Source organism: Pimelobacter simplex (genome assembly GCF_024662235.1).
Taxonomy (GTDB): Bacteria; Actinomycetota; Actinomycetes; order Propionibacteriales; family Nocardioidaceae; genus Nocardioides.
The window spans coordinates 3,885,599-3,904,749 of record NZ_CP096276.1 but is presented as its reverse complement, the minus strand read 5'-3'; the positions used below and the strand labels follow the sequence as shown (position 1 = coordinate 3,904,749).

Sequence of the window (19,151 nt, the reverse complement as noted above, 5' to 3'; positions counted from 1 at the left end):
TCGTGTCCGCACGACCGATGCGCAGGCTCCGGATGATCGCGACCTCCCTGGTCGCGACATCCGTGGCTGCCGGTGGCCTGCTGGCCGCCCCCAGCCAGGCCGCACCGCTCACCCCACCCACCCTCGTGCCGGAGGCGGCGGCCGCACCGGCCGCCGTACCGGCGCCGGTGCCTGACATCCTCGACGTCGGCTTCGCCGGCGGCGCGGCCGCCGACAAGGCGCAGTCGCTGGCCCCGATCACCTACGGCACGCCGGTCTTCGACACCGATGCCAAGCAGGGCCCGGTGATGACCGTCGACGGCGTGGACGACGCCGTGGGCTTCCCGTTCGAGGACCAGTGGAGCAAGCTCACCACCGGCCTCAGCGTGGAGTGCGTCTTCCGGATCGACACCACGATGCCGGTCGCCAACGAGAAGGACCTCTGCTCCGACAAGGAGGCCGGCGGCATCTCGATGTACGTGACCGGCGGCAACCTGGGCTTCATGGCCCACGTCGGCGGCGGCTACAAGAGCGCGCTCACGCCCGTCGAGGGCAACCGCTGGTACCACGCGGTCGCCACCTGGGACGGCAACCAGATCAAGCTGTACGTCAACGGGCAGCTCGCCCAGACGACGACCGCGAGTGGCGCGCTGACCTTCCCCGTCGCGACCTCGCGGCGCTTCATCGTGGGCGCCGACGCGAGCCCGACCGGCATCGGCCAGCCTGCTCCGCCCAGCACGTTCGCGGCGTCCAGCGTGTACTCGCGCGCCGTCTCGGCCGACGAGGTCCGCGCTCTCGCCGCCGAGTGGGACACCGCGATCCCCGTGCCGCAGGCCGACGTCCTCGACGTCGACTTCGCCGACGGCACGCCCAAGGACCGGGTGCGCGACCTCGCCGTCAAGACCTTCGGTGCGCCCAAGATCGGCGACGACCCGGCCCTGGGCCGCAAGGTCGTCACCCTCGGCGGGGCCGACGCGTACGGCTACGCGCTCACCCCGCACTGGGGCCAGATCACCAACGCGGTGACCCTCGAGTGCACCTTCCGCTACAACGGCACGCTGCCGACCAGCACCGAGGCGTCGGTCTGCTCCGGCAAGGAGGCCGGCGGCTACTCGATCTACATCAACGACGACAAGGTCGGCCTGATGGCGCACATCGGCGGTGGCTACAAGACCGCCCGCGCGACCATCACGCCCAACCGCTGGTACCACGTCGCCGCGACCTGGAACGGCACCGAGATCAAGCTGTACGTCGACGGCGTGCTCGCCGCGACGACGCCGGCCACCGGCGCGCTGACCCTCCCGGCCGCCACCGCGCGCGCCTGGACCGTCGGCGGTGACTCCTCGCCCAACGCCGGCGCGCAGTTCTACGCCAAGGCCAAGATCGCGAACGCCCGCATCTACGGCCGTGCGCTCAACGAGTCCGAGATCAAGGCGCTCGACATCGCCGCCTTCGGCGAGCACCCCGACGCCCGCGTCGCGGTGACCTCGTCCGTCCCGGCGCCCGGTGACCGGCTCTCGGCGCCGGTCGAATTCGACGTCACCGTCAGCAACCAGGACAACGCGACGGGCTGGACCTACCTGCTCGACGGCAAGCCGATCACCCCCGGCCAGCTGGTCGGTCCCGGCCTGTCCGCCGGCGCGCACACGATCACGATCAGCGCGATCGACGTCTTCGGCAAGGAGATCAAGAACGAGATCGCCTTCGAGTCCGACAGCATCCCGACCGGCGGCGGTACCGGCGCCGGCGAGGGCAAGGGCCGCGTCGAGCTGTCCGCGATCGCCAGCAGCCCCGACGGCAGCGACGTGACCACGACCTTCCGTGCGGCGACCGCAGCCGTCGCCGAGGGCGGCGTGCAGGGCGTCGTCAAGGAGCTCCCGACCTCGCTCGACTTCACCTACAGCGACGGCAAGCAGCTCACCGGCAAGGCCACGCCCGACGACACCAAGGCGTCGACGAGCCCGACCACCGGCGACCTCCCCTTCCAGAAGTACGACGTCCAGGTCGGTCCGTCCGTGACCGGTCAGCAGGTCGTGTGGAAGGGCGTCGTCGACCCGGCGCGCTCGGTCACGCTCCACGCCTGGAACAAGGAGACGTCCACCTGGGCCGAGCTCGCCACCGCGCGCGGTGTGCGCGAGGGCGACACGGTGCTCAACGCCGCCGTACGGCCGGCGCTCGTGGACGACGGCGTCGTCCACCTCCTGGTGCTCGGCACCGACCCGTTCGCCGACGACCTCGCCCCGCGCGACGAGAAGGCCGCGAACGACAAGGACAAGTTCGAGAACCCGGCGGACTACGACTTCTCGCTCGCCCACTTCACCGACACGCAGTACCTCGCCGAGGGTGCCGCCGGCGGCACGTACGACGACTGGGACGGCGTCGCCGAGCCCAGCGACGTCATGCAGGAGGAGGAGCGCGCCATCTGGGCCAAGGCCTACGAGGCGAGCACGAGCTGGATCGCCCAGCAGGCGGGGCCGCGCAAGATCGCGTGGGCCGGCCACACCGGCGACATCATCGAGAACGACTACTACAACCCGCTGGCCAAGGACGGTCTCGGCAACCTGCTCTACCCGGGCCTCGACGCCCAGGTGACACGGGAGTTCGAGTTCACCTCGGGCGCGCAGGCCACCCTCGACGACGCAGGTGTCGTCAACCAGGTGATCGCGGGCAACCATGACAACCAGCTCGGCAACGAGACCGGCCCGACCTCGCGGTTCAACCAGCACTACGGACCGGAGCGCTACTACGACGCCGAGAAGAAGTGGCCGACCGGTGCGTCGTACCACGCGTGGGACGAGACGACCGACAGCCAGGGCAAGGTGCTCACGCCCGGCCAGGACAACCAGAACAACTACGTGCTGTTCTCGGCCGGCGGTCTCGACTTCGTCGCGGTCGGCCTGTCCTACGGCGTGACGCAGGCCGAGGCGGACTGGGCGAGCTCGGTGTTCGAGCGCTTCCCCGACCGCAACGGCATCCTGCTCACGCACGCCTACATCGCGCCCTCGACGGCCAAGGACGGCCGCGGCTCGGCGTTCTCGGGTGACGGCTCCAAGCTGTACGACGAGGTGGTCACCGCCAACCCCAACGTCTTCCTGATCCTGGCCGGTCACGAGCACGGTGTCGGCACGAACCTGAAGACCAAGGTCGGCGCGACCGTCCAGCACAACGTCGTCGAGCTGCTCGCGGACTACCAGTTCTACAAGGTCTCCGCGCGCGAGCTGTGGCCCGACAAGGTCGACTCCTCGGGCAATATCGACCTCAACGGCGACGGCGTCACCGACCACAAGGCGACCGACCTCCTCCAGTTCGGCGCCAGCTGGCTGCGGCTGCTCCAGTTCGACGTCGCGCGGGCCGAGGTCAGCATCGACACCTACTCGCCGCACTTCGACAACTTCGGCGCGACCGAGTACGACGACCGCAAGCGCTACAACGGCGCCGAGGACAACCTGGTGCTGCCGGTCGACCTGTCGAGCCGCACCACGACGTTCTCGACCGACGGCCTCACCGTGGTCACCCCGACCGACACCGTGATCGGCACCGACACGGTCCGCTCGGGCTGGCCGGCGACGGTGGAGTGGAAGGGGCTCGCCGACGGCGAGGTCTACGCGTGGACGGCGGAGAGCCGCACCGCGAGCGGCGACCGGATCGGCGCCCTGCGCCAGTTCGGCACGGTGTTCCGGGCGACCGCCGCCGGCACCGACACCACCGCGCCGGAGCTCACCCTGTCCGGGGAGACCACGCTGACGGTCGGGGACGCCTTCGACCCGCTCACCGGCGTCACCGCGACCGACAACACCGACGGCAACGTGACCGACCGGGTCCGCGTGGTCGGCACGGTCGACGTCGACAAGGCGGGCAGCTACGCGCTGACGTACGTCGTCGCCGACAGCAACGGCAACCAGGTCGTCGCCCCGCGCGTCGTCCGGGTCGTCGCCGCGGTCGACAACCGGGCTCCGGCGACGGTCACGGGCGGCAACGTCACGGCCGTCTTCGGCCAGACGCTCCACCTGAGCGCCAAGGTCGGCCCGTCGGCAGCCACCGGCACCGTGCGCTTCCTCAACGGCGAGGAGGTGCTCTGCGAGGCCCCGGTCTCCGGCGGCACCGCGAGCTGCACGGTCAAGACCCTGCCCCCGCCGGGGGAGTACGTCATCGTCGCCGGCTACTCCGGCGACCAGGGTCACCAGCCGGCCCAGCGGACGTTCGTCCTGTCGGTGCGTCAGCCCGGCAAGCCGGCCCCCGCCAAGGCACACCCGAAGCTCAAGGCCAAGGCGGCCAAGAGCAGCGTCGCGCGCCGCAAGCCCGCCGTCCTGACCGCCACCGTCGCCCCGACGGCGACCGGCCGGATCGTGTTCACCAGCAAGGGCCGCACGCTCTGCACCGCGGTGATCCGCAAGGGCAAGGCCTCGTGCTCCACCGCCCGCAGCCTGCGGCCGGGGACGTACCGGGTCAAGGCGTCGTACGCCGGCAACGCCACGCACTACGCCGGCACGGCGACGTTCACCTTCCGCAAGCGTCGCTGACCCACCCGCCCCGCGAAGTCGCGGGGTTCCACCCCCGAAGTCGCAGGGTTCCGGGGTCGAAGTAGCAAGGTTTCCCGGTCGAGGTCGCAGTGTCGGACAACTGCGATCTCGGCCGGGAAGCTGCGCAATTTCGAGGGGAGAAACCTGCGCCCTCGACGGGTGAAACCTGCGCCCTCGGCCTCGCCGATCTCAATCAATGGACAACCGTCTCAAGATTTGGAATGCCGAGTTCGTGGTTCGCGCAAAGCCGCCTAGGCTCTTCCTCATGTCGACGACCCTGCTGCTGACCAAGCGGCGCGCGGTGGACAACTGCCGCGTCAGCTCGGCGCTGTGTCGACCCTGCTGACGGGTCTCTGAACTCCGGCGGTTCCGCCGTTCTCCCGTCGCCTCCGTGGCACTGCCGTGCCCAGGCGTAGTCCTGTGTCGTGCCGTGCTGCCGCAACAGCACCGTCGTACCGCACCATCGCAACCATCGAAGGAATCACCATGAGCCGCGAGAACTCCCTCGTCTCCGCCCAGTGGGTCGAGGACAACCTCGACAACCCCCAGGTCGTCGTCATCGAGGTCGACGAGGACACCACGGCCTACGACAAGGGCCACATCCGCAACGCCATCAAGCTCGACTGGACCACCGACCTGCAGGACCAGGTCCGTCGTGACTTCGTCAACAAGGCGCAGTTCGAGGCCCTGCTCTCCGAGCGCGGCGTCGGCAACGACCAGACCGTCGTGCTGTACGGCGGCAACAACAACTGGTTCGCGGCCTACGCCTACTGGTACTTCAAGCTCTACGGCCACCAGGACGTCAAGCTCATGGACGGCGGCCGCAAGAAGTGGGAGCTCGACAGCCGCGAGCTGACCGACGAGCTGCCCACGCGAGCCGCGACGACGTACACGGCGCAGGAGCAGGACAGCTCGATCCGCGCCTTCCGCGACGACGTCGTTGCCGCGATCGGCACGCAGAACCTGGTCGACGTCCGCAGCCCCGACGAGTACGCCGGCCGCCTCCTCGCCCCGGCCCACCTCCCGCAGGAGCAGTCGCAGCGCGCCGGCCACATCCCGACGTCCGTGAACGTCCCGTGGAGCAAGAACGCCAACGACGACGGCACCTTCAAGTCCGACGCGGACCTGCAGGCGCTCTACGCCGAGGTCGGCTTCGACGAGGCCAAGGACACCATCGCCCTTTGCCGCATCGGTGAGCGCTCCTCGCTCACCTGGTTCGTGCTGCAGGAGATCCTCGGCAAGAAGAACGTCAAGAACTACGACGGCTCGTGGACCGAGTACGGCTCCCTCGTCGGCGTTCCGATCGCCCTCGGCGACGAGCCCGGGGAGGCCTGAGCACATGTGCGGAGCGACTGTCGGAGGGCTTTCCCTCGAGGGCGTCAACGTGGCCAAGGAGGCCGTGATCCAGGGCCAGGTCGTGCGCGGCACCGGTGACGACGCCACCCCGGTGTCGGGCGCCTACGTCCGGCTGCTCGACAAGAGCGGCGAGTTCACCGCGGAGGTCCCGACCTCCGCGACCGGCCACTTCCGGTTCTTCGCCGGCGACGGCCAGTGGACGCTGCGGACCCTGGCCCCCAAGGCCGACCCGGTCGACCGCGCCGTCCAGGCGCAGACCGGCTCGGTGGCCGAGGTCCTGATCGCGATCTGAGACCCAGCAACGCCGCAACGGCCCGGACGACGTATGTCGTCCGGGCCGTTCTGCGTCCTCGGGGCCGGAACCCCGCGACTTCGGTGCAGAAACCCTGCGACTTCGTGGCCGGAACCCTGCGCCTTCGGCGGCTAGGAGGCCGGGACGGAGGAGATGGTGGCGAAGTGGGGGGTGTCGGTGCCGGGGATGCCGCGCAGGCCGCGGCCGGGGGTGCGCAGGGTGATCCGGACCCGGTCGGAGCGGAAGAGGTCGTGGGAGAACTCGAAGGGCGTGCCACCGGTGTCGTACGTCGTCCGGGTGATCGAGACCAGGGGGTCGCCGACGGCGACGGAGAGCAGGGCCGCCTCCTCGTCGGTGGCGTGGACGACCTCGACGACCTCCTCGGCGTCACCGATGGTGACGCCGTAGTCGTTCTCGATGAGCTCGTAGATCGAGCCGCCCAGCGGCTGCTCGAGCAGTCCGGGGAAGCGGTCGGCGGGCAGGCGGGCGTGGTCGAGCGAGAACGGCGTGCCGTCGGCCAGCCGCAGCCGCCGTACGTCGACCACGAGATCGCCCTCGCCCAGCTGGAGCGCGCGGCGGGTCGGTGCGTCGGCGACGCCCATCTTGGTCGCGACGACCCGGGTGCCCGCCGAGTAGCCCTGCCGGGCGAGGTAGGCCGGGACGCCGACCACCTTGGTCAGGTCGTGCTCGACCTTGGCGTGGTTGATGAAGGTGCCGCCCCCGCGGCCGGCGACGCGGCGGACGAGTCCGGCCTCCTCGAGCGCGGCGAGCACCTGGCGCAGGGTCGCGCGGCTGACGCCGTAGTGCTCGGAGAGCTCGCGCTCGCTGCCCAGCCGGGCGCCCGGGGGCAGGGTGCCGGAGCCGATGTCGGTCAGCATCCGGCGCCGCAGGTTCTCCGCGACGGCGTGCTCGTTGGCCATGGCCCCGCTCCTCTCCGGCTGTTCCTGGTGAACCGCCCGATTCGGTCTGACCAGTAGGCGAAACGGTACCCGACCGGTCCGCTCAGATCTCCTCGAGCGCCTGGAGCGACTCCGGCAGCACCTGGCCGCCGTCGACGACCAGGCTCTGGCCGGTCACGTAGCCGGCCTCCTCGGTGGCGAAGAACAGCGCGGCGTTGCCGATGTCGGCGACGCTGCCGAGGCGCTTCTGGGGGACGCTCGCGGCCATCGCGGCGAGGTAGTCCTCGCCGAGCCCGTCGAGTCCCTCGGTGGCGACATTGCCCGGGAGCACCGCGTTGATGGTGATCCCGCGCGGGGCCAGCTCGAGCGCCGCCGTACGGACGAAGCCGAGCTGGGCGGCCTTGCTGGCGCCGTAGTGCGACCAGCCCGGGTAGCCGGTGAAGGGCCCGGTGATCGACGAGGTGACCACGATCCGGCCGCGGCCGCTGGCGGTCAGCGCCTCCAGGCAGGCCTGGACCGCGAACACGGTGCCGTCGAGGTTCGTCGCCATCACGGTGCGCAGGTCGCCGGGTGTCATCGCGTCGAGGCGCGCGGCGGGGAAGATCCCGGCGTTGGCGCACAGGACGTCGATGCCGCCGTGCCGGTCGACGGCGGTGGCGGCCATCCGGTCGCAGTCCTCGCGCGAGCTCACGTCCGTCACGACGTACGACGCCCCGGCGCCGAGCTCCGCGCACGCGGCCTCGAGCGCCGCCTCGTCGCGTCCGGTGACGAGCACCCGGGCGCCGGCCCGGGCGAAGACCGTGGCGATGCCGCGGCCGATGCCCTTGCTGCCGCCGGTGACGACGACGGAGCGTCCAGCGAGTGAGGTGAACATGGGTCCTCCGTGGGTGGGATCAGGTGAGCGTGGCGCCGCCGGACGCCACGTAGCGGTGGGCGAGCTCGACGGAGCCGGCGGTGTAGCCGGGGCCGAGCTCCTGGCACTCGCGGGAGTGGGCGTGCGAGCCCAGCCAGGCCACGAGCAGCAGCCGGCGGAGCATGACGAACGTCGGCAGCATCGCCTCGTGCTCGGCGGAGAGGTCGACGACCGAGCGGTAGCCGCGCAGCCACGCCTCCTGCCACCGCGGCAGCCGCGGGTCGTGCTCGATGAACGACACGGCGGTGCCGAAGTCGTACATGAACCACGACAGCCCGCAGTCGTCGAAGTCGATGACCGTGACGAGGTCGCCCTCGACCAGGAGGTTGGCGAGGCGGAGGTCGGCGTGGACGAGGCCGAACCGGTCCGCCCCCGTCCCGTACGACGCGAGCCGCTCCTCGACGATCGCGGCCGCCGCACCGAGCACCTCCTCCTCGGCCGCACCGACGCCGATGCCGTCCTGCCAGCGCCCCCAGCGGGGCTGCTCGCCGAGGGAGTGCTCCCAGTCCCACCGGAACCGGTGGAAGCCGGCCGGCGGCGTCCACGAGCGCGCGTGCTCGTGCATGCGCGCGGTGATCGCGCCGAGCGTCTCGAAGTCGGAGGTGCCGAGCGCGACGTCGTCCGGCTCGATGCCGGGCACGAGCTCGAAGAGGACGCAGTGCCGCTCCTGCCCGTCGACGACGACGGTGGTGACCCGCTCGCCGTGGTCGTTGGCGATCTCCGCGGAGGTGGCGACCCCCGACTCGGCCCGCAGCGCGGCGAGCCAGGCGAGCTCGCTCTCGATGTCGCTGCGCGAGTGGTAGCCGACCCGGTGCACCCGCAGGATCGCGGTGCGGCCGGGCTCCTCGACCAGGAAGGTCGCGTTCTCGGACAGGTTGATCATCCGCAGGGTGCGCCCCTCCCCGAAGCCGTACGACGGCAGCGCCAGCTCGGCGACCCGGGTGTCGGTCGCCGCGGCCACGGTGTCCATCAGTGCTCCCGTCCCTCGATCGACTCCAGGACCTTGGTGATCCGGTCGCGGGCCACCTCGACGTCCTCGGTGGTGCCGCTCAGGTACAGCCGCCCCGCCGCTCCAATGAACTGCACGTCGACCATCGTGATGCCGGGTGCCGCACGCTCGGCCTCGTTGGCGGCCACGGCCGCGAACAGGGCAGGAGTCATCTCGTAGACGAGGAGCGACTGTCCCGGCATCACCATCGACCCCGATCGGTTGCGGTTGAGGATCACCGCGTGCTGGTCGGTGATGTGCTCGATGATGTCGTGGTAGAGCACCCGCGGGCGGAGCTGGTCACTGGCCGAGCTGCCGGTGCCGTCGAGCACCGCCTGGCCGGCGGCGGTGACGTCGGCCAGTGACGAGGCGTGCAGCTCGAGGACGCCGAACTGCCGCTCCACGAAGAGGATGCCGGGCTCGACCGTCGGCACCGCGCGCAGCGCCAGGTCGATCACGCGCTCGATGGCGAGCGCGGGGGCGACCTCGATGATGAGCGCGTGGTCCCCGGCGTACGGCGGGTACCCGCGGGCCCGCGTGGGCGTGCCCAGGTAGGCGGCGAACTGCGGCTGCAGGTCCTCGACCATCAGGTTGACCCGCAGCTCCGTACGGGCGTGGGTGGCGGTCATCGGACCTCCTCTTCTCGGGATGCTGGCGTGACGGCGGTGATCGGGCTACTTCGCGCTGACGTCGAAGTGGTTGCCGATCTCGGCGTGGGGGCGCGGGATGACGTGGACGCTGACGAGCTCGCCGACCTGCGAGGCGGTCTCGGCGCCGGCCTCGGTGGCGGCCTTGACCGCGCCGACCTCGCCGCTGATGACGACGGCGACGAGCCCGTCGCCGACCTCCTGGCGGTCGGTGATGGTGACGTTCGCGGCCTTGACCATGGCGTCCGCGGCGGCGAGCGCGGCGACGAAGCCCTTGGTCTCGATCATGCCGATGGCGGTGCTGGACATGTGGTGCTCCTTGGTTGTGCGGTGGTTGTTGCGGTGGTGGTGGGTGTCAGCCCGTGGGCTGGGAGTCGATCGAGCCGATGACGAGCGCGTCGACGGGCGGTGGGGTGCCGGGGAACCAGGCCGCGGCGACCGATCCCTGGGCGACCAGGACGGTCTCGCCGACCCCGCTGCCCAGGACGTCGAAGGCGACCAGGCGACTGCCGCCGTCCACCTCGACCTCGAGGAAGGCGCCGTTGGGCAGGCCGTCGATCCTCTTGGTGGACCAGACATTGCCGGTCACGACTGCTCTCAGCATCAGCGCTCCTTCTCGATGGGTACCCCCAGCGCGCGAGCCTTCTCGCGCGCCAGGGGAGTCAGCACGGCCCGGCGGCCGAGGACCAGCCGGCGGCCCGCCTCGGCGGCCGCCTTGACCTGGCGCTCGGTGACGGCGCCGGTGTCGATCCGCTGCACCGGCCGGGCCTCCGGTACGGCGCTCGTGGTCCCACCCTCGAGCCGGAACCGCAACCGGCCGGCCTTCAGGTCCTGGCGGTTCTTGGGGTTCTCGAACAGGGCGAGCAGCTGCCGGGCGAACCGGTCGAGGTCGGCGTCGTCGGCGATCCGGACCGCCTCGACGCGCTCGCGCAGCGCGGGCGGCGCCGGGGGCGCGGCGGCCCGGGCCGCCGGACCGGCGAGGTCCGCGACGACCTCGCGGACGACGTCCGCGATGAGCGCCCGCAGGTCGGGGGACGAGGTCACGTGAGCCCTCGCAGGGCGTCCTCGGCCGCCTCGGCCGCCTGCCGTACGTCGGCCTCCTTGCCGGCCAGGTAGACCCGGCCGGTGGCACCGATCATGCGGTAGTCGACGACCTTGATGTCGGCGGCCTTCTCGGCCTCGTTGGTCGCCACGATCGCGTACGACGCGGGCTGCACCTCGAGCACGTACATCGACTCGCCCGGCAGCACCATCGACCCGATCTTGTTGCGGTTGATCAGGAAGGCGTGCTGGTGGTCGATCGAGCTGATGATCTTGCTGGCCAGGATCTGCGGCCGCACCGCGCTCGACGCGTCGGCGCCGAGTGCGTCGAGGACGCCTTCGGCAGCGGCCTTGACCGAGCCGGTCTCGCCGTGGAACTCCAGGTAGCCGAACTGCCGCTCGACGACGAGGACGCCGGCGGCCACCTCGGCGTGCTTGAGGGCGACGTCGGTGATCGGCTCGATGTCGATGCCGGGCGCGACCTCGATGATCTGCGCGGCCATGTGGGCGCGCGGCAGGGTGCCCTTGATCCAGGTGCCGAGGTAGCACATGGTCTGCGGCTGGAGCCGGTCGATGAAGATGAAGGAACGCAGTTCAGCCATGGGTCAGCCCTTGATGAGGTGGGAGAGTTCTTCGACGACGAGACGACGGACCTGCTCGCGGAAGGCCGCGTCTGCGGAGCCGCCGAGCCGGTCGACGACCGCGTCGACGGCGGACGGCACGGCCGTGGCCGCGCGCTGGTCGTTCGACGGCACCGGGTACGCCGGCACGGGCGTGCGGTGCTCGGACCACGGGCTCAGCCCGGCGTATGCCGGCATCGCCTCGGCGGGATCGGCGTTGTAGGCGATCCGGGTCCAGTCGACGAGGTGCTTCGGCTGGAGGTTCTCGCCGAGCGCGCTGCGCCCGACGAAGCCGGTCCCGATGGTCATGGTGGGTGCGAGGTTCGTGTCGAGCCCGGAGCTGCCGGTGCTGTTGCCGACGTTGACCGAGACCCGCAGCACGGGCACCTCGGCGGCGTAGCGCACCACCGTGCCGGGGTCGGCGGAGTGGATGGCCGCGCTGTGCCCGGCGCCGGCGATCCGGATGATCGCCCGCGCGGTCGCGATGCCGGTGCTCGCGTCGGGGACCCGGATCAGGCCGAGCACCGGCGAGAGCTTCTCGTGGGTGAGGGGCTCCTCGGGCACGGCGGTGGCGAAGGGCGCGACGAGCACCTGGGTGCGCGGACCGACGCGGATCCCCGCCTGCTGGGCGATCCACGAGGCGTCCTTGCCGACGACGTCCACGTTGAGCCGGCCGAGCGGGAACATGTAGTCGCGCAGCCGCTGGGCGTCGTCCGGGCTGAGCACGGCGGCACCGGCCCGCTCCATCTCGCGCACGAGCTTGTCGGCGATCGCCTCCTCGGCGATGAGCACCGACTCGTTGGTGCAGAGCACCGAGTTGTCGAAGGCCTTGCTCTCGACCAGGCGCTGCGCCGCGGCGCGGACGTCGGCGGTCGCGTCGACCAGGACCGGCACGTTGCCGGGCCCGACGCCGATCGCCGGGTTGCCCGAGCTGTAGGCCGCCCGGACCACGCCGGTGCCGCCGGTGGCGAGGATGACGTTGGTGCGCACGTCGCCCATGAGCGCCTCGACGAGGGGGATCGTCGGCTCGGCGATGCTCTGCACGATGCCGTCGGGCGCACCCGCCTCGACCGCGGCGCGGGCCAGCAGCTGCGCGGCGTCGTGGCAGCACTCCTTGGCCATCGGGTGCGGGCTGACCACCACGGCGTTGCGGGTCATCAGCGCCAGGATCACCTTGAAGAACACGGTGGCGACCGGGTTGGTCGAGGGCGTCAGGGCGAGCACGACGCCCGCGGGGCGCGGCACCTCGACGATCTTGTCGTCGATGCGGACCCGGGGGGTCACGAAGTCCTGGCCGGCGTAGGTGTCGACGATGCCGCGCGAGCAGGCCTGGTTCTTGCGGACCTTGTGCTCGACGACGCCGAAGCCGGTTTCGCGCACGGCCCACTCGGCGTACTTCTGGGCGTGGGCGTGGGCGACGTCGGCGACGGCACGCACGATCCGGTCGACATCGCTCGCCGAGTACGACGCGTAGGCGCGCGCCGCCCAGCGCGCCCGCTCGAGCAGGTGGCCGGCCGCGCCGGGTGCGGTGACGGTCTGGTCGGACATCAGCTGGCCCTCCGGCGCGAGAGTGCGGGATCGGCGGCCGCGCGGCCGACGGCCAGCGCGGTGCGGTCGAGGAGCTCCTCGACGAGGTCGGGCGTCATCAGGATCCCGGGCTTGTACTGCAGCACCCGGGGGTCGAGGGTCGAGAAGATCGCCCAGACACCGAGCTCGTAGAGCTGGCGCATGACGAACTTCGCGCCCTCGGGGTGGGCGAACTCCAGGCCGAGCACCACGCCGTTCTGCCGGATGCCGACGAACCAGTCGGGGTACTGCGCCTGGACCTGGCGCAGGCCCGCGCCGACCTGGTCGGCGATGTAGTGGACCATCGAGCGGACCTCGGGGCGCTGGGTGATCTCCAGCGTCTTGAGCGCCGCCACGCAGCCGAGCTCGGCACCGCCGAAGGTCGAGATGTGCCCGAAGCCGTCCTCGTGCAGCCAGGCGCCGGCGCGCTCGCTGAGGAGCACCGCGGCGATCGGGTAGATGCCGCCGGACAGACCCTTGCCGCTGACCAGGATGTCCGGCTCGATGCCGTGCTTGGTGATGGCCCAGAGCTCGCCGGTGCGCATCAGGCCGGTCTGCACCTCGTCGGCGATGTAGAGCGCGTCGTACTTCTCGCAGAGCGCCTTGACCGCCTCGAGGTAGCCCGGGTTCGGCAGCGGGAAGCCGTACGTCGCGGGGATCGTCTCCATGATCACGGCGGCGACGTCGCGGCCCTTGAGCGCCTGCTCCATCGCGTCGAGGTCGTTGAACGGGACCTGGGGGAACTCCTCGGGCCGGTCGGCGAGGAAGAGCTTGGCGAACCGGTCGTCGCCGGTGGCGACGGCCAGGCCGGTGTGCCCGTGGTAGGCCTTCACGATCGAGACGATCTTGCGCTTCTGCATGGCGTGCCGGGCGCTCTTGAGGGCGATGTCGATCGCCTCGCCGCCACCGGAGGCGTAGGCGACCTTGGTCAGGCTGGCCGGTGCGGACTCGACGAGGGCCTCGGCGAGGGCGGTCCGCCCGAGCGAGGGGAAGTGGTGGTTGCCCACGTCGAAGCGGTCCATCGCCTGCTTGACCGCGGTGACCACCTCGGGGTTGCGGTGGCCCAGGTTGTAGGTGCCGCCGTTGAGGTGGACGTCGATGAGCCGGCGCCCGTCCATGTCCCAGAGCAGGTAGCCCTCGCGGCGGTCGATCACCAGGTCGACCCCGCTGTCGGACCAGAACCGCGTCTTGTCCGGGTTCCAGTAGTGCGCCGACTTCTCGAGCATCTCTGCCTTCGAGTCGAAGCTGAACGCGTCGTAGTCGTGCATCGCCATCCCTACGTGTCGGTGGCCGCCCCGTGCAGGCACCGGAAGCCTTGTGGTGAGGATCCTGTTTGGTCAGACCGAAAAAGTCAACGGTTCGAGATTGAGAAAATTGTCTGACCCAAAACCTTGATTTGGTCTGTTCGGTAGTGCCAGCATGCGGGGCCTGGTGTGAGCCAGGACACAACCCGGACGTGCCCCCTGGGCACGGGAGAGAGAGTCCGCATGTCTGCAGAGGAGACGCGCGCAGTACCGGAGACCGACACAGGGGTCCAGCGCCTCAAGCCGAACGCCGTCGGCCTGGTGGGCGTCATGTTCATGGCGGTCGCGACCGCCGCGCCGATCACCGCGATGGTGGGCAACGTGCCCATCGCGATCGGCTTCGGCAGCGGGGCCAACGCCCCGGCCGGCTATCTCGTCGCCACGATCGTGCTCGGCCTGTTCGCGCTGGGCTACTCGGCGATGGCCAAGCACATCACGTCGACCGGAGCCTTCTACGGCTTCATCTCGCACGGCCTGGGCCGCGTGGTCGGGATGGGCGCCGGGGCCCTGACCACCCTCGCGTACGTCGTGTTCGAGGCCGCCCTGGTCGGGATCTTCTCGTTCTTCGCCGCGAGCTTCTTCGCCACGCACACGGGCCTGGACATCTCCTGGATCTGGTACGCCCTGCTGATGCTCGGCGTGAACACCGCGCTGACCTACTTCGACATCAACCTGACCGCGGTGGTGCTCGGCATCTTCCTCGTCACCGAGATCGTGATGCTCGGCGCGATGACCGTCTCGATCCTCGCCTCGGGCGGCGGCCCCGACGGCTGGTCGCTCGGCTCGCTCAACCCGCTCAACGCCTTCCAGGGCCTGGACGGCAGCGTCACCAGCCCCGACACCGGCGCCACGCTGGTCGTGGCCGGCTCGGCCGGCATCGGCCTGTTCTTCGCGTTCTGGTCGTGGGTCGGCTTCGAGTCCACCGCCATGTACGGCGAGGAGTCGCGCAACCCCAAGAAGATCATCCCGCTCGCGACGATGCTGTCGGTGCTGGGCATCGGGCTCTTCTACGTCATCGTGTCGTGGTCGGCCATCGTCGGCACCGGCCCGGACAACGCGGTCGCGCTCGCCCAGGACAGCAGCACCGCCGGCCAGATCTTCTTCGGCCCGGTCGAGCAGCACCTCGGGCACGGCGCCGTCGTGCTCTTCGAGTTCCTGCTGATGAGCGGCTCGTACGCCTGCGGCATGGCCTTCCACAACTGCGCGTCGCGCTACATCTACGCGATCGGTCGCGAGAACCTCGTGCCCGGCTTCGGCAAGACCCTCGGCGCCTCGCACCCGCGGCACGGCTCGCCGTACATCGCGGGGTTCGTGCAGACCACCGTCGCGACCGTGATCGTGCTGCTGTTCTTCGTCACCGACCGCGACCCCTACGGCCAGCTCTACGCGCTCATGGCGATCATGGGCACCACGGCGATCATGATCGTCCAGGCGCTGGCCGCGTTCGCCTGCATCGCCTACTTCCACGCCCAGGGCAAGCACCCCGAGACCGCCCACTGGTTCCGCACGTTCCTGGCCCCGCTCATCGGCGGCATCGGCATGGTCTACGTGATCTGGCTGCTGGTCGAGAACGCCGGCTTCGCGGCGGGCGCCGCGGCCAGCGACATCGTCTTCAAGCTGTCGCCGTGGGTGGTCGGCGCGGTCGGTGTGGCCGGTGTGCTGTTCGCGCTGTGGGCCAAGCGCTTCGCGCCCGAGCGGTACGACACGATCGGCCGGATCGTCCTCGAGGACACCCAGGAACGTGCCGACGCCTGAGCCGTCCGCGCGACCCGTTCCGGACGGGCGGCGGAGGGCGTACTCTTCGAGGATCGCGAGCTGGGAGACCCGATGAGCAGCCGTCCTTCGCCGCTCGACCTGGTGGCCGACGTGGCTGCCATCTGTGTCGAGCACACCCCCGCCACCGTGCGGGCCACCGCCGTCCTGCAGCGGATCGGTGAGGCCATCCCGCTCGAGGCGGCGGCCCTGTCCACCTTCGACCCGGTCGAGGAGCGGCACCTGACGGTCGCCGAGATCGGGTACTCCGACCCGGTGCTGACCTACCTCAACGACGGCTTCGTCAACGACGACCCGGCGTTCCTGACCATGCGCTTCCGCAACCCGCGGCCGCTGCGCTGGTGCGACATCCCCAACTACCGCGACATGTTCAGCGCGCACGAGGTCTTCATCCCCGGCGGCTTCGCCGAGGGGTCGACGACCTGCCTGTTCACCCGCGACGGGCGCTACACCGGGGCGCTTCACCTGAGCTCCGACTCGCCGTTGCCGATCAGTGACTCCGCCGTCGAGACGCTGATCGCGCTGCAGCGCGTGATCGCGCCGCTCATGGACGCGATGCGCCCGCCCGAGGGACACAGCTGGACCGAGCTCCTCGAGGAGGCCGCCGAGGCCGGGCTGATCACGGCCGACCGGCGGCTGGTGGCGCTGCCCGGGCTGCGCCGCGACCGCTGGCTCGCCGACGACTCGCCGCTGACCGCCGAGCTGCTGGCGCGCCCCGAGGGTCCGCCCGCGCGGTTCACCTGGGTCTCCCCGGCCGTCCGGTGCCACGAGGTGCGCACCACCCGGCTGGCGACGGGGGTCCTGGTCACGCTGCGCGAGGCGGCGGCGCCGTACCGGCTCTCGCCGCGCGAGGTCCAGGTGCTGACGCTGGTCGCCGCGGGCCTGGGCAATCCCGGCATCGGGCTCTCGCTCTCGCTCAGCCCGCGCACGGTCGCGACCCACGTCGAGCACATCCTCGCCAAGCTCGGCTGCGCGACCCGGGTGGCCGCGGCGAGCAAGGCGGTGGCCGAGGGCATCGTGCCGCTCACGGTGTCCACCCCGTCCACCCCCTTGCTCGCGCGCACCTGAGCCGCCGTTCCCCTGGCCCGGGGCCTCAGGCGTCCAGCTCGACCGGCGTACCGATCGTCCAGCCGCCGTCGACCAGCAGGTTGTCGCCGACGACGTGGTCGGCGAGCGGGCTGGCCAGGAACAGCACCGCGTTGGCGACGTCCTGCGGGCTCGCCCAGCGGCCGCGGGGTGTCTGTCCCGCGAGCGCGTCGTGCGTGGCCTGGTCGTAGAGCGCCGTCATGTGGGTCGTCACGAAGCCGGGGGCGACCGCGTTGACGTTGATCCCCTTGCTCGCGTAGTCCAGCGCGACCTGGCGCGTGAAGTTCACGATCGCGCCCTTGGTCGCGCAGTACGCCGCGAAGCCCGGGTTGCCGCGGAAGCCGCTGATCGAGCTGATGTTGACGATCTTTCCGGGCTTCTCGCGCGCCAGCAGGCCGCGCACCATCTCGCGCGTGCAGTGGAAGGTGCCGTCGACGTTGACGAGGAACTGGGTCCGCCAGGTCTCGTCGTCGGTCTCGTGCACGCTGCCCTCGCGGAGCACGCCCGCGTTGTTGACGAGGATGTCGAGCCCGCCGAGGCGCTCGTCGAGCTCGGCGAAGAACGACGCCACGTGGGCGCTCGCCGTGACGTCGAGCTTGGCGAACTCGGCCGAGCCACCCGCGGCGGCGACCAGCGCGGTCGTCGTCTCGCCGCCCTCGCGGGCCTCCTCGGTGAGGTCGGCCACGACGACGTGCGCGCCCGCCGCGGCGAGGGTGGTGGCGATGGCCCGGCCGATGCCGGAGGAGGCGCCGGTGACGACGGCGTTCTTGCCGGTGAGGTCGATCATGTTCGGTCCTTTCGGTAGGTCAGGGGGAGAGGGTCAGTCCGTGCCGCACCAGTCGAGGGCGAGCGACGCATAGGTCCGCGCGGCGAGCCGGACCTCCTCGATCAGGCAGTACTCGTCGTCGGCGTGCGCGACCCGCAGGTCGCCCGGGCCGTAGCTGATCGCCGGGATGCCCGCCGCGGTGAGGAAGGAGCAGTCCTCGACCGCGCAGAACCCGGCGACCGGTGGCGGCCCCTGGTACGGCGTCATCCCCGAGACCCGCTCGTGCGCCGACGAGACGGCGGCGGTGATCGCGTGCGCCGCCTCGCCGGGGTCGTTGGCCGGCCAGTTGAGCTTCCACTCCACCACCGGCGGGTGCTCGCGCAGCCAGCCGTCGGTCTGCGCGATCGCGCGGATCTGGGCCTCGACCTCGGCCTTGACGGTCGCGGGGTCGTCCTGCGGCGGGTACCAGATGCAGTACTCGATGGTCATGTACTCCGAGAGGATGAACGGCACGAGCACGCCGTGCGGTCCGCCCTGCACGACCCCGGGGTGGATCGTGAAGTGACCGGGCGCGAAGAGCGGGTGGGTCTTGGTGAACGCCCACTCCTCCTCCAGGCGCTGCATGGCCTGGAAGACGAGCATCCCCTTGTCGATCGCGTTGACGCCGACCGCGCTGCCGCCACCGCCGGCTCGGATGGTCTGGCCGCGCATCGAGGAGTGCGTCGCCTTGCCCTGCACGGTGACCGAGAACCACAGCAGTCCGGGCGTCACCGGGATCACGCCGAGGTTGGTCGGCCCGCTCGGCTCGGCCACGACGGCGGCGTCGGCGCGGTAGCCGTGCTCGATCGTCGAGGTGACGCCGCACTCGTGGTCCATCACCTCCTCGCCGACGACGGCCTCGACGATCAGGTCGCCCTGGAGGGAGACCCCGGCCCGCTGCAGCGCCTTGACCGCGAACGCCTGCGCCACCAGGCCGGCCTTCATGTCGCTGGCGCCGCGGCCCCAGACCCGGTCGCTGTCGACCTTGCCGGAGAACGGGTCGCCGGAGGTCCAGCGGTCCGGGTTGCCCGGCGGGACGACGTCCACGTGGCCGTTGAAGATCAGCGAGCGGCCGCCGCCGGTGCCCTTGAGCGTGCCGACCGCGTTGTCGCGGCCCTTCTCGACCGCCCAGTACTCCACGTCGGCGCCGGCGTCCTCGTAGATCTCGCCCATCAGCCGGGAGACCCGGCCCTCCAGGCCGACCACGTCGTCGTACACCTGGCCGGGGTACTTCGGGTTGACGCTCGGGATCGCGATCACCTCCGACAAGGTGGCGACGAGGTCGTCGGCGAGGGCGTCGACCGCCGCGAGCACCCGGTCGTGGGTCTCCTGCGGTGTCGTGGGCGTCGTGGTCATGGCACA

The 19,151-nt window shown here is 71.0% G+C and carries 18 protein-coding genes; 6 read left to right on the top strand and 12 right to left on the bottom strand.

The features are described 5' to 3' along the window. The first annotated feature begins 2 nt into the window (after window positions 1-2). The 4 genes from M0M48_RS19280 to M0M48_RS19270 all read left to right on the top strand — a co-directional run bounded on the left by M0M48_RS19280 (window position 3) and on the right by M0M48_RS19270 (window position 6,147). On the top strand, window positions 3-4,499 hold the full coding sequence (locus tag M0M48_RS19280; protein WP_257752358.1) for a LamG-like jellyroll fold domain-containing protein: 4,497 nt from the start codon (window positions 3-5) through the stop codon (window positions 4,497-4,499). Between the two features lie 196 nt (window positions 4,500-4,695). Then, entirely contained in the window at window positions 4,696-4,845 is a 150-nt protein-coding gene (locus M0M48_RS31090; RefSeq protein WP_374585813.1) for a putative leader peptide, read from the top strand. A 140-nt stretch (window positions 4,846-4,985) separates the two neighbouring features. Next, window positions 4,986-5,834, top strand: coding sequence for a sulfurtransferase (locus M0M48_RS19275; RefSeq protein WP_257752357.1), 849 nt, complete (start codon window positions 4,986-4,988; stop codon window positions 5,832-5,834). Window positions 5,835-5,838: 4 nt separating this feature from the next. Further along, window positions 5,839-6,147 carry a DUF1416 domain-containing protein gene (locus tag M0M48_RS19270; RefSeq protein ID WP_215814342.1) on the top strand — a complete coding sequence of 103 codons (309 nt, stop codon included), beginning with the start codon at window positions 5,839-5,841 and terminating at the stop codon, window positions 6,145-6,147. Between the two features lie 131 nt (window positions 6,148-6,278). Here M0M48_RS19270 and M0M48_RS19265 read toward each other — a convergent pair whose 3' ends face one another. The 10 genes from M0M48_RS19265 to M0M48_RS19220 form a co-directional block, all read right to left on the bottom strand. Next, window positions 6,279-7,067: a GntR family transcriptional regulator gene (locus M0M48_RS19265; protein ID WP_257752356.1), complete on the bottom strand. Its 789-nt coding sequence runs from the start codon at window positions 7,065-7,067 to the stop codon at window positions 6,279-6,281. 82 nt (window positions 7,068-7,149) lie between these two features. Continuing rightward, window positions 7,150-7,920, bottom strand: a complete 771-nt coding sequence (gene fabG, locus M0M48_RS19260; protein ID WP_257752355.1) for a 3-oxoacyl-ACP reductase FabG — start codon at window positions 7,918-7,920, stop codon at window positions 7,150-7,152. 19 nt (window positions 7,921-7,939) lie between these two features. Beyond that, window positions 7,940-8,929 (bottom strand): phosphotransferase enzyme family protein, encoded by a 990-nt coding sequence (locus M0M48_RS19255; RefSeq protein ID WP_257752354.1) that lies wholly within the window; start codon window positions 8,927-8,929, stop codon window positions 7,940-7,942. Beyond that, on the bottom strand, window positions 8,929-9,576 hold the full coding sequence (locus M0M48_RS19250) for a microcompartment protein (RefSeq protein WP_215814346.1): 648 nt from the start codon (window positions 9,574-9,576) through the stop codon (window positions 8,929-8,931). Before M0M48_RS19250 ends, M0M48_RS19255 begins: the two co-directional genes overlap by 1 nt. Window positions 9,577-9,621: 45 nt before the next feature. Next, entirely contained in the window at window positions 9,622-9,903 is a 282-nt protein-coding gene (locus M0M48_RS19245; protein WP_038681564.1) for a BMC domain-containing protein, read from the bottom strand. A 46-nt stretch (window positions 9,904-9,949) separates the two neighbouring features. Next, a complete protein-coding gene (locus M0M48_RS19240) occupies window positions 9,950-10,198 on the bottom strand; it encodes a EutN/CcmL family microcompartment protein (protein WP_215814347.1) in 249 nt (82 codons plus the stop codon). Further along, complete coding sequence (locus tag M0M48_RS19235; RefSeq protein WP_257752353.1) at window positions 10,198-10,638, bottom strand: hypothetical protein; 441 nt, start codon at window positions 10,636-10,638, stop codon at window positions 10,198-10,200. Before M0M48_RS19235 ends, M0M48_RS19240 begins: the two co-directional genes overlap by 1 nt. Beyond that, on the bottom strand, window positions 10,635-11,237 hold the full coding sequence (locus M0M48_RS19230; RefSeq protein WP_215814349.1) for a BMC domain-containing protein: 603 nt from the start codon (window positions 11,235-11,237) through the stop codon (window positions 10,635-10,637). Before M0M48_RS19230 ends, M0M48_RS19235 begins: the two co-directional genes overlap by 4 nt. 3 nt (window positions 11,238-11,240) lie before the next feature. After that, window positions 11,241-12,803: an aldehyde dehydrogenase family protein gene (locus tag M0M48_RS19225; RefSeq protein ID WP_257752352.1), complete on the bottom strand. Its 1,563-nt coding sequence runs from the start codon at window positions 12,801-12,803 to the stop codon at window positions 11,241-11,243. Beyond that, window positions 12,803-14,089 carry a class-III pyridoxal-phosphate-dependent aminotransferase gene (locus M0M48_RS19220; protein WP_257752350.1) on the bottom strand — a complete coding sequence of 429 codons (1,287 nt, stop codon included), beginning with the start codon at window positions 14,087-14,089 and terminating at the stop codon, window positions 12,803-12,805. The genes M0M48_RS19225 and M0M48_RS19220 overlap by 1 nt, the downstream gene beginning before the upstream one ends. A gap of 219 nt (window positions 14,090-14,308) precedes the next feature. On the opposite strand from M0M48_RS19220, the gene M0M48_RS19215 reads away from it, so the two are divergent. Both M0M48_RS19215 and M0M48_RS19210 read left to right on the top strand, forming a co-directional pair. Beyond that, the gene (locus M0M48_RS19215; RefSeq protein WP_257752349.1) at window positions 14,309-15,880 is read left to right on the top strand and encodes an APC family permease; all 1,572 of its coding nucleotides are present in this window, start codon (window positions 14,309-14,311) and stop codon (window positions 15,878-15,880) included. A gap of 72 nt (window positions 15,881-15,952) precedes the next feature. Further along, window positions 15,953-16,966: a response regulator transcription factor gene (locus M0M48_RS19210; protein WP_257752348.1), complete on the top strand. Its 1,014-nt coding sequence runs from the start codon at window positions 15,953-15,955 to the stop codon at window positions 16,964-16,966. Between the two features lie 25 nt (window positions 16,967-16,991). Here the strand turns inward: M0M48_RS19210 and M0M48_RS19205 are convergent, their stop codons facing one another. Then, window positions 16,992-17,771, bottom strand: a complete 780-nt coding sequence (locus tag M0M48_RS19205) for an SDR family NAD(P)-dependent oxidoreductase (RefSeq protein WP_257752347.1) — start codon at window positions 17,769-17,771, stop codon at window positions 16,992-16,994. 33 nt (window positions 17,772-17,804) lie between these two features. Continuing rightward, a complete protein-coding gene (locus M0M48_RS19200) occupies window positions 17,805-19,145 on the bottom strand; it encodes an ArgE/DapE family deacylase (RefSeq protein ID WP_257752346.1) in 1,341 nt (446 codons plus the stop codon). Window positions 19,146-19,151 lie beyond the last annotated feature (6 nt).

Coding starts and splice junctions, on each gene's coding strand:
- M0M48_RS19255 (WP_257752354.1), bottom strand. CDS start 8,929: ATGGACACCGTGGCCGCGGCGACCGACACCCGGGTCGCCGAGCTGGCG.
- M0M48_RS31090 (WP_374585813.1), top strand. CDS start 4,696: ATGGACAACCGTCTCAAGATTTGGAATGCCGAGTTCGTGGTTCGCGCA.
- M0M48_RS19230 (WP_215814349.1), bottom strand. CDS start 11,237: ATGGCTGAACTGCGTTCCTTCATCTTCATCGACCGGCTCCAGCCGCAG.
- M0M48_RS19210 (WP_257752348.1), top strand. CDS start 15,953: ATGAGCAGCCGTCCTTCGCCGCTCGACCTGGTGGCCGACGTGGCTGCC.
- M0M48_RS19265 (WP_257752356.1), bottom strand. CDS start 7,067: ATGGCCAACGAGCACGCCGTCGCGGAGAACCTGCGGCGCCGGATGCTG.
- fabG (WP_257752355.1), bottom strand. CDS start 7,920: ATGTTCACCTCACTCGCTGGACGCTCCGTCGTCGTCACCGGCGGCAGC.
- M0M48_RS19225 (WP_257752352.1), bottom strand. CDS start 12,803: ATGTCCGACCAGACCGTCACCGCACCCGGCGCGGCCGGCCACCTGCTC.
- M0M48_RS19240 (WP_215814347.1), bottom strand. CDS start 10,198: ATGCTGAGAGCAGTCGTGACCGGCAATGTCTGGTCCACCAAGAGGATC.
- M0M48_RS19270 (WP_215814342.1), top strand. CDS start 5,839: ATGTGCGGAGCGACTGTCGGAGGGCTTTCCCTCGAGGGCGTCAACGTG.
- M0M48_RS19220 (WP_257752350.1), bottom strand. CDS start 14,089: ATGCACGACTACGACGCGTTCAGCTTCGACTCGAAGGCAGAGATGCTC.
- M0M48_RS19200 (WP_257752346.1), bottom strand. CDS start 19,145: ATGACCACGACGCCCACGACACCGCAGGAGACCCACGACCGGGTGCTC.
- M0M48_RS19250 (WP_215814346.1), bottom strand. CDS start 9,576: ATGACCGCCACCCACGCCCGTACGGAGCTGCGGGTCAACCTGATGGTC.
- M0M48_RS19205 (WP_257752347.1), bottom strand. CDS start 17,771: ATGATCGACCTCACCGGCAAGAACGCCGTCGTCACCGGCGCCTCCTCC.
- M0M48_RS19275 (WP_257752357.1), top strand. CDS start 4,986: ATGAGCCGCGAGAACTCCCTCGTCTCCGCCCAGTGGGTCGAGGACAAC.
- M0M48_RS19245 (WP_038681564.1), bottom strand. CDS start 9,903: ATGTCCAGCACCGCCATCGGCATGATCGAGACCAAGGGCTTCGTCGCC.
- M0M48_RS19215 (WP_257752349.1), top strand. CDS start 14,309: ATGTCTGCAGAGGAGACGCGCGCAGTACCGGAGACCGACACAGGGGTC.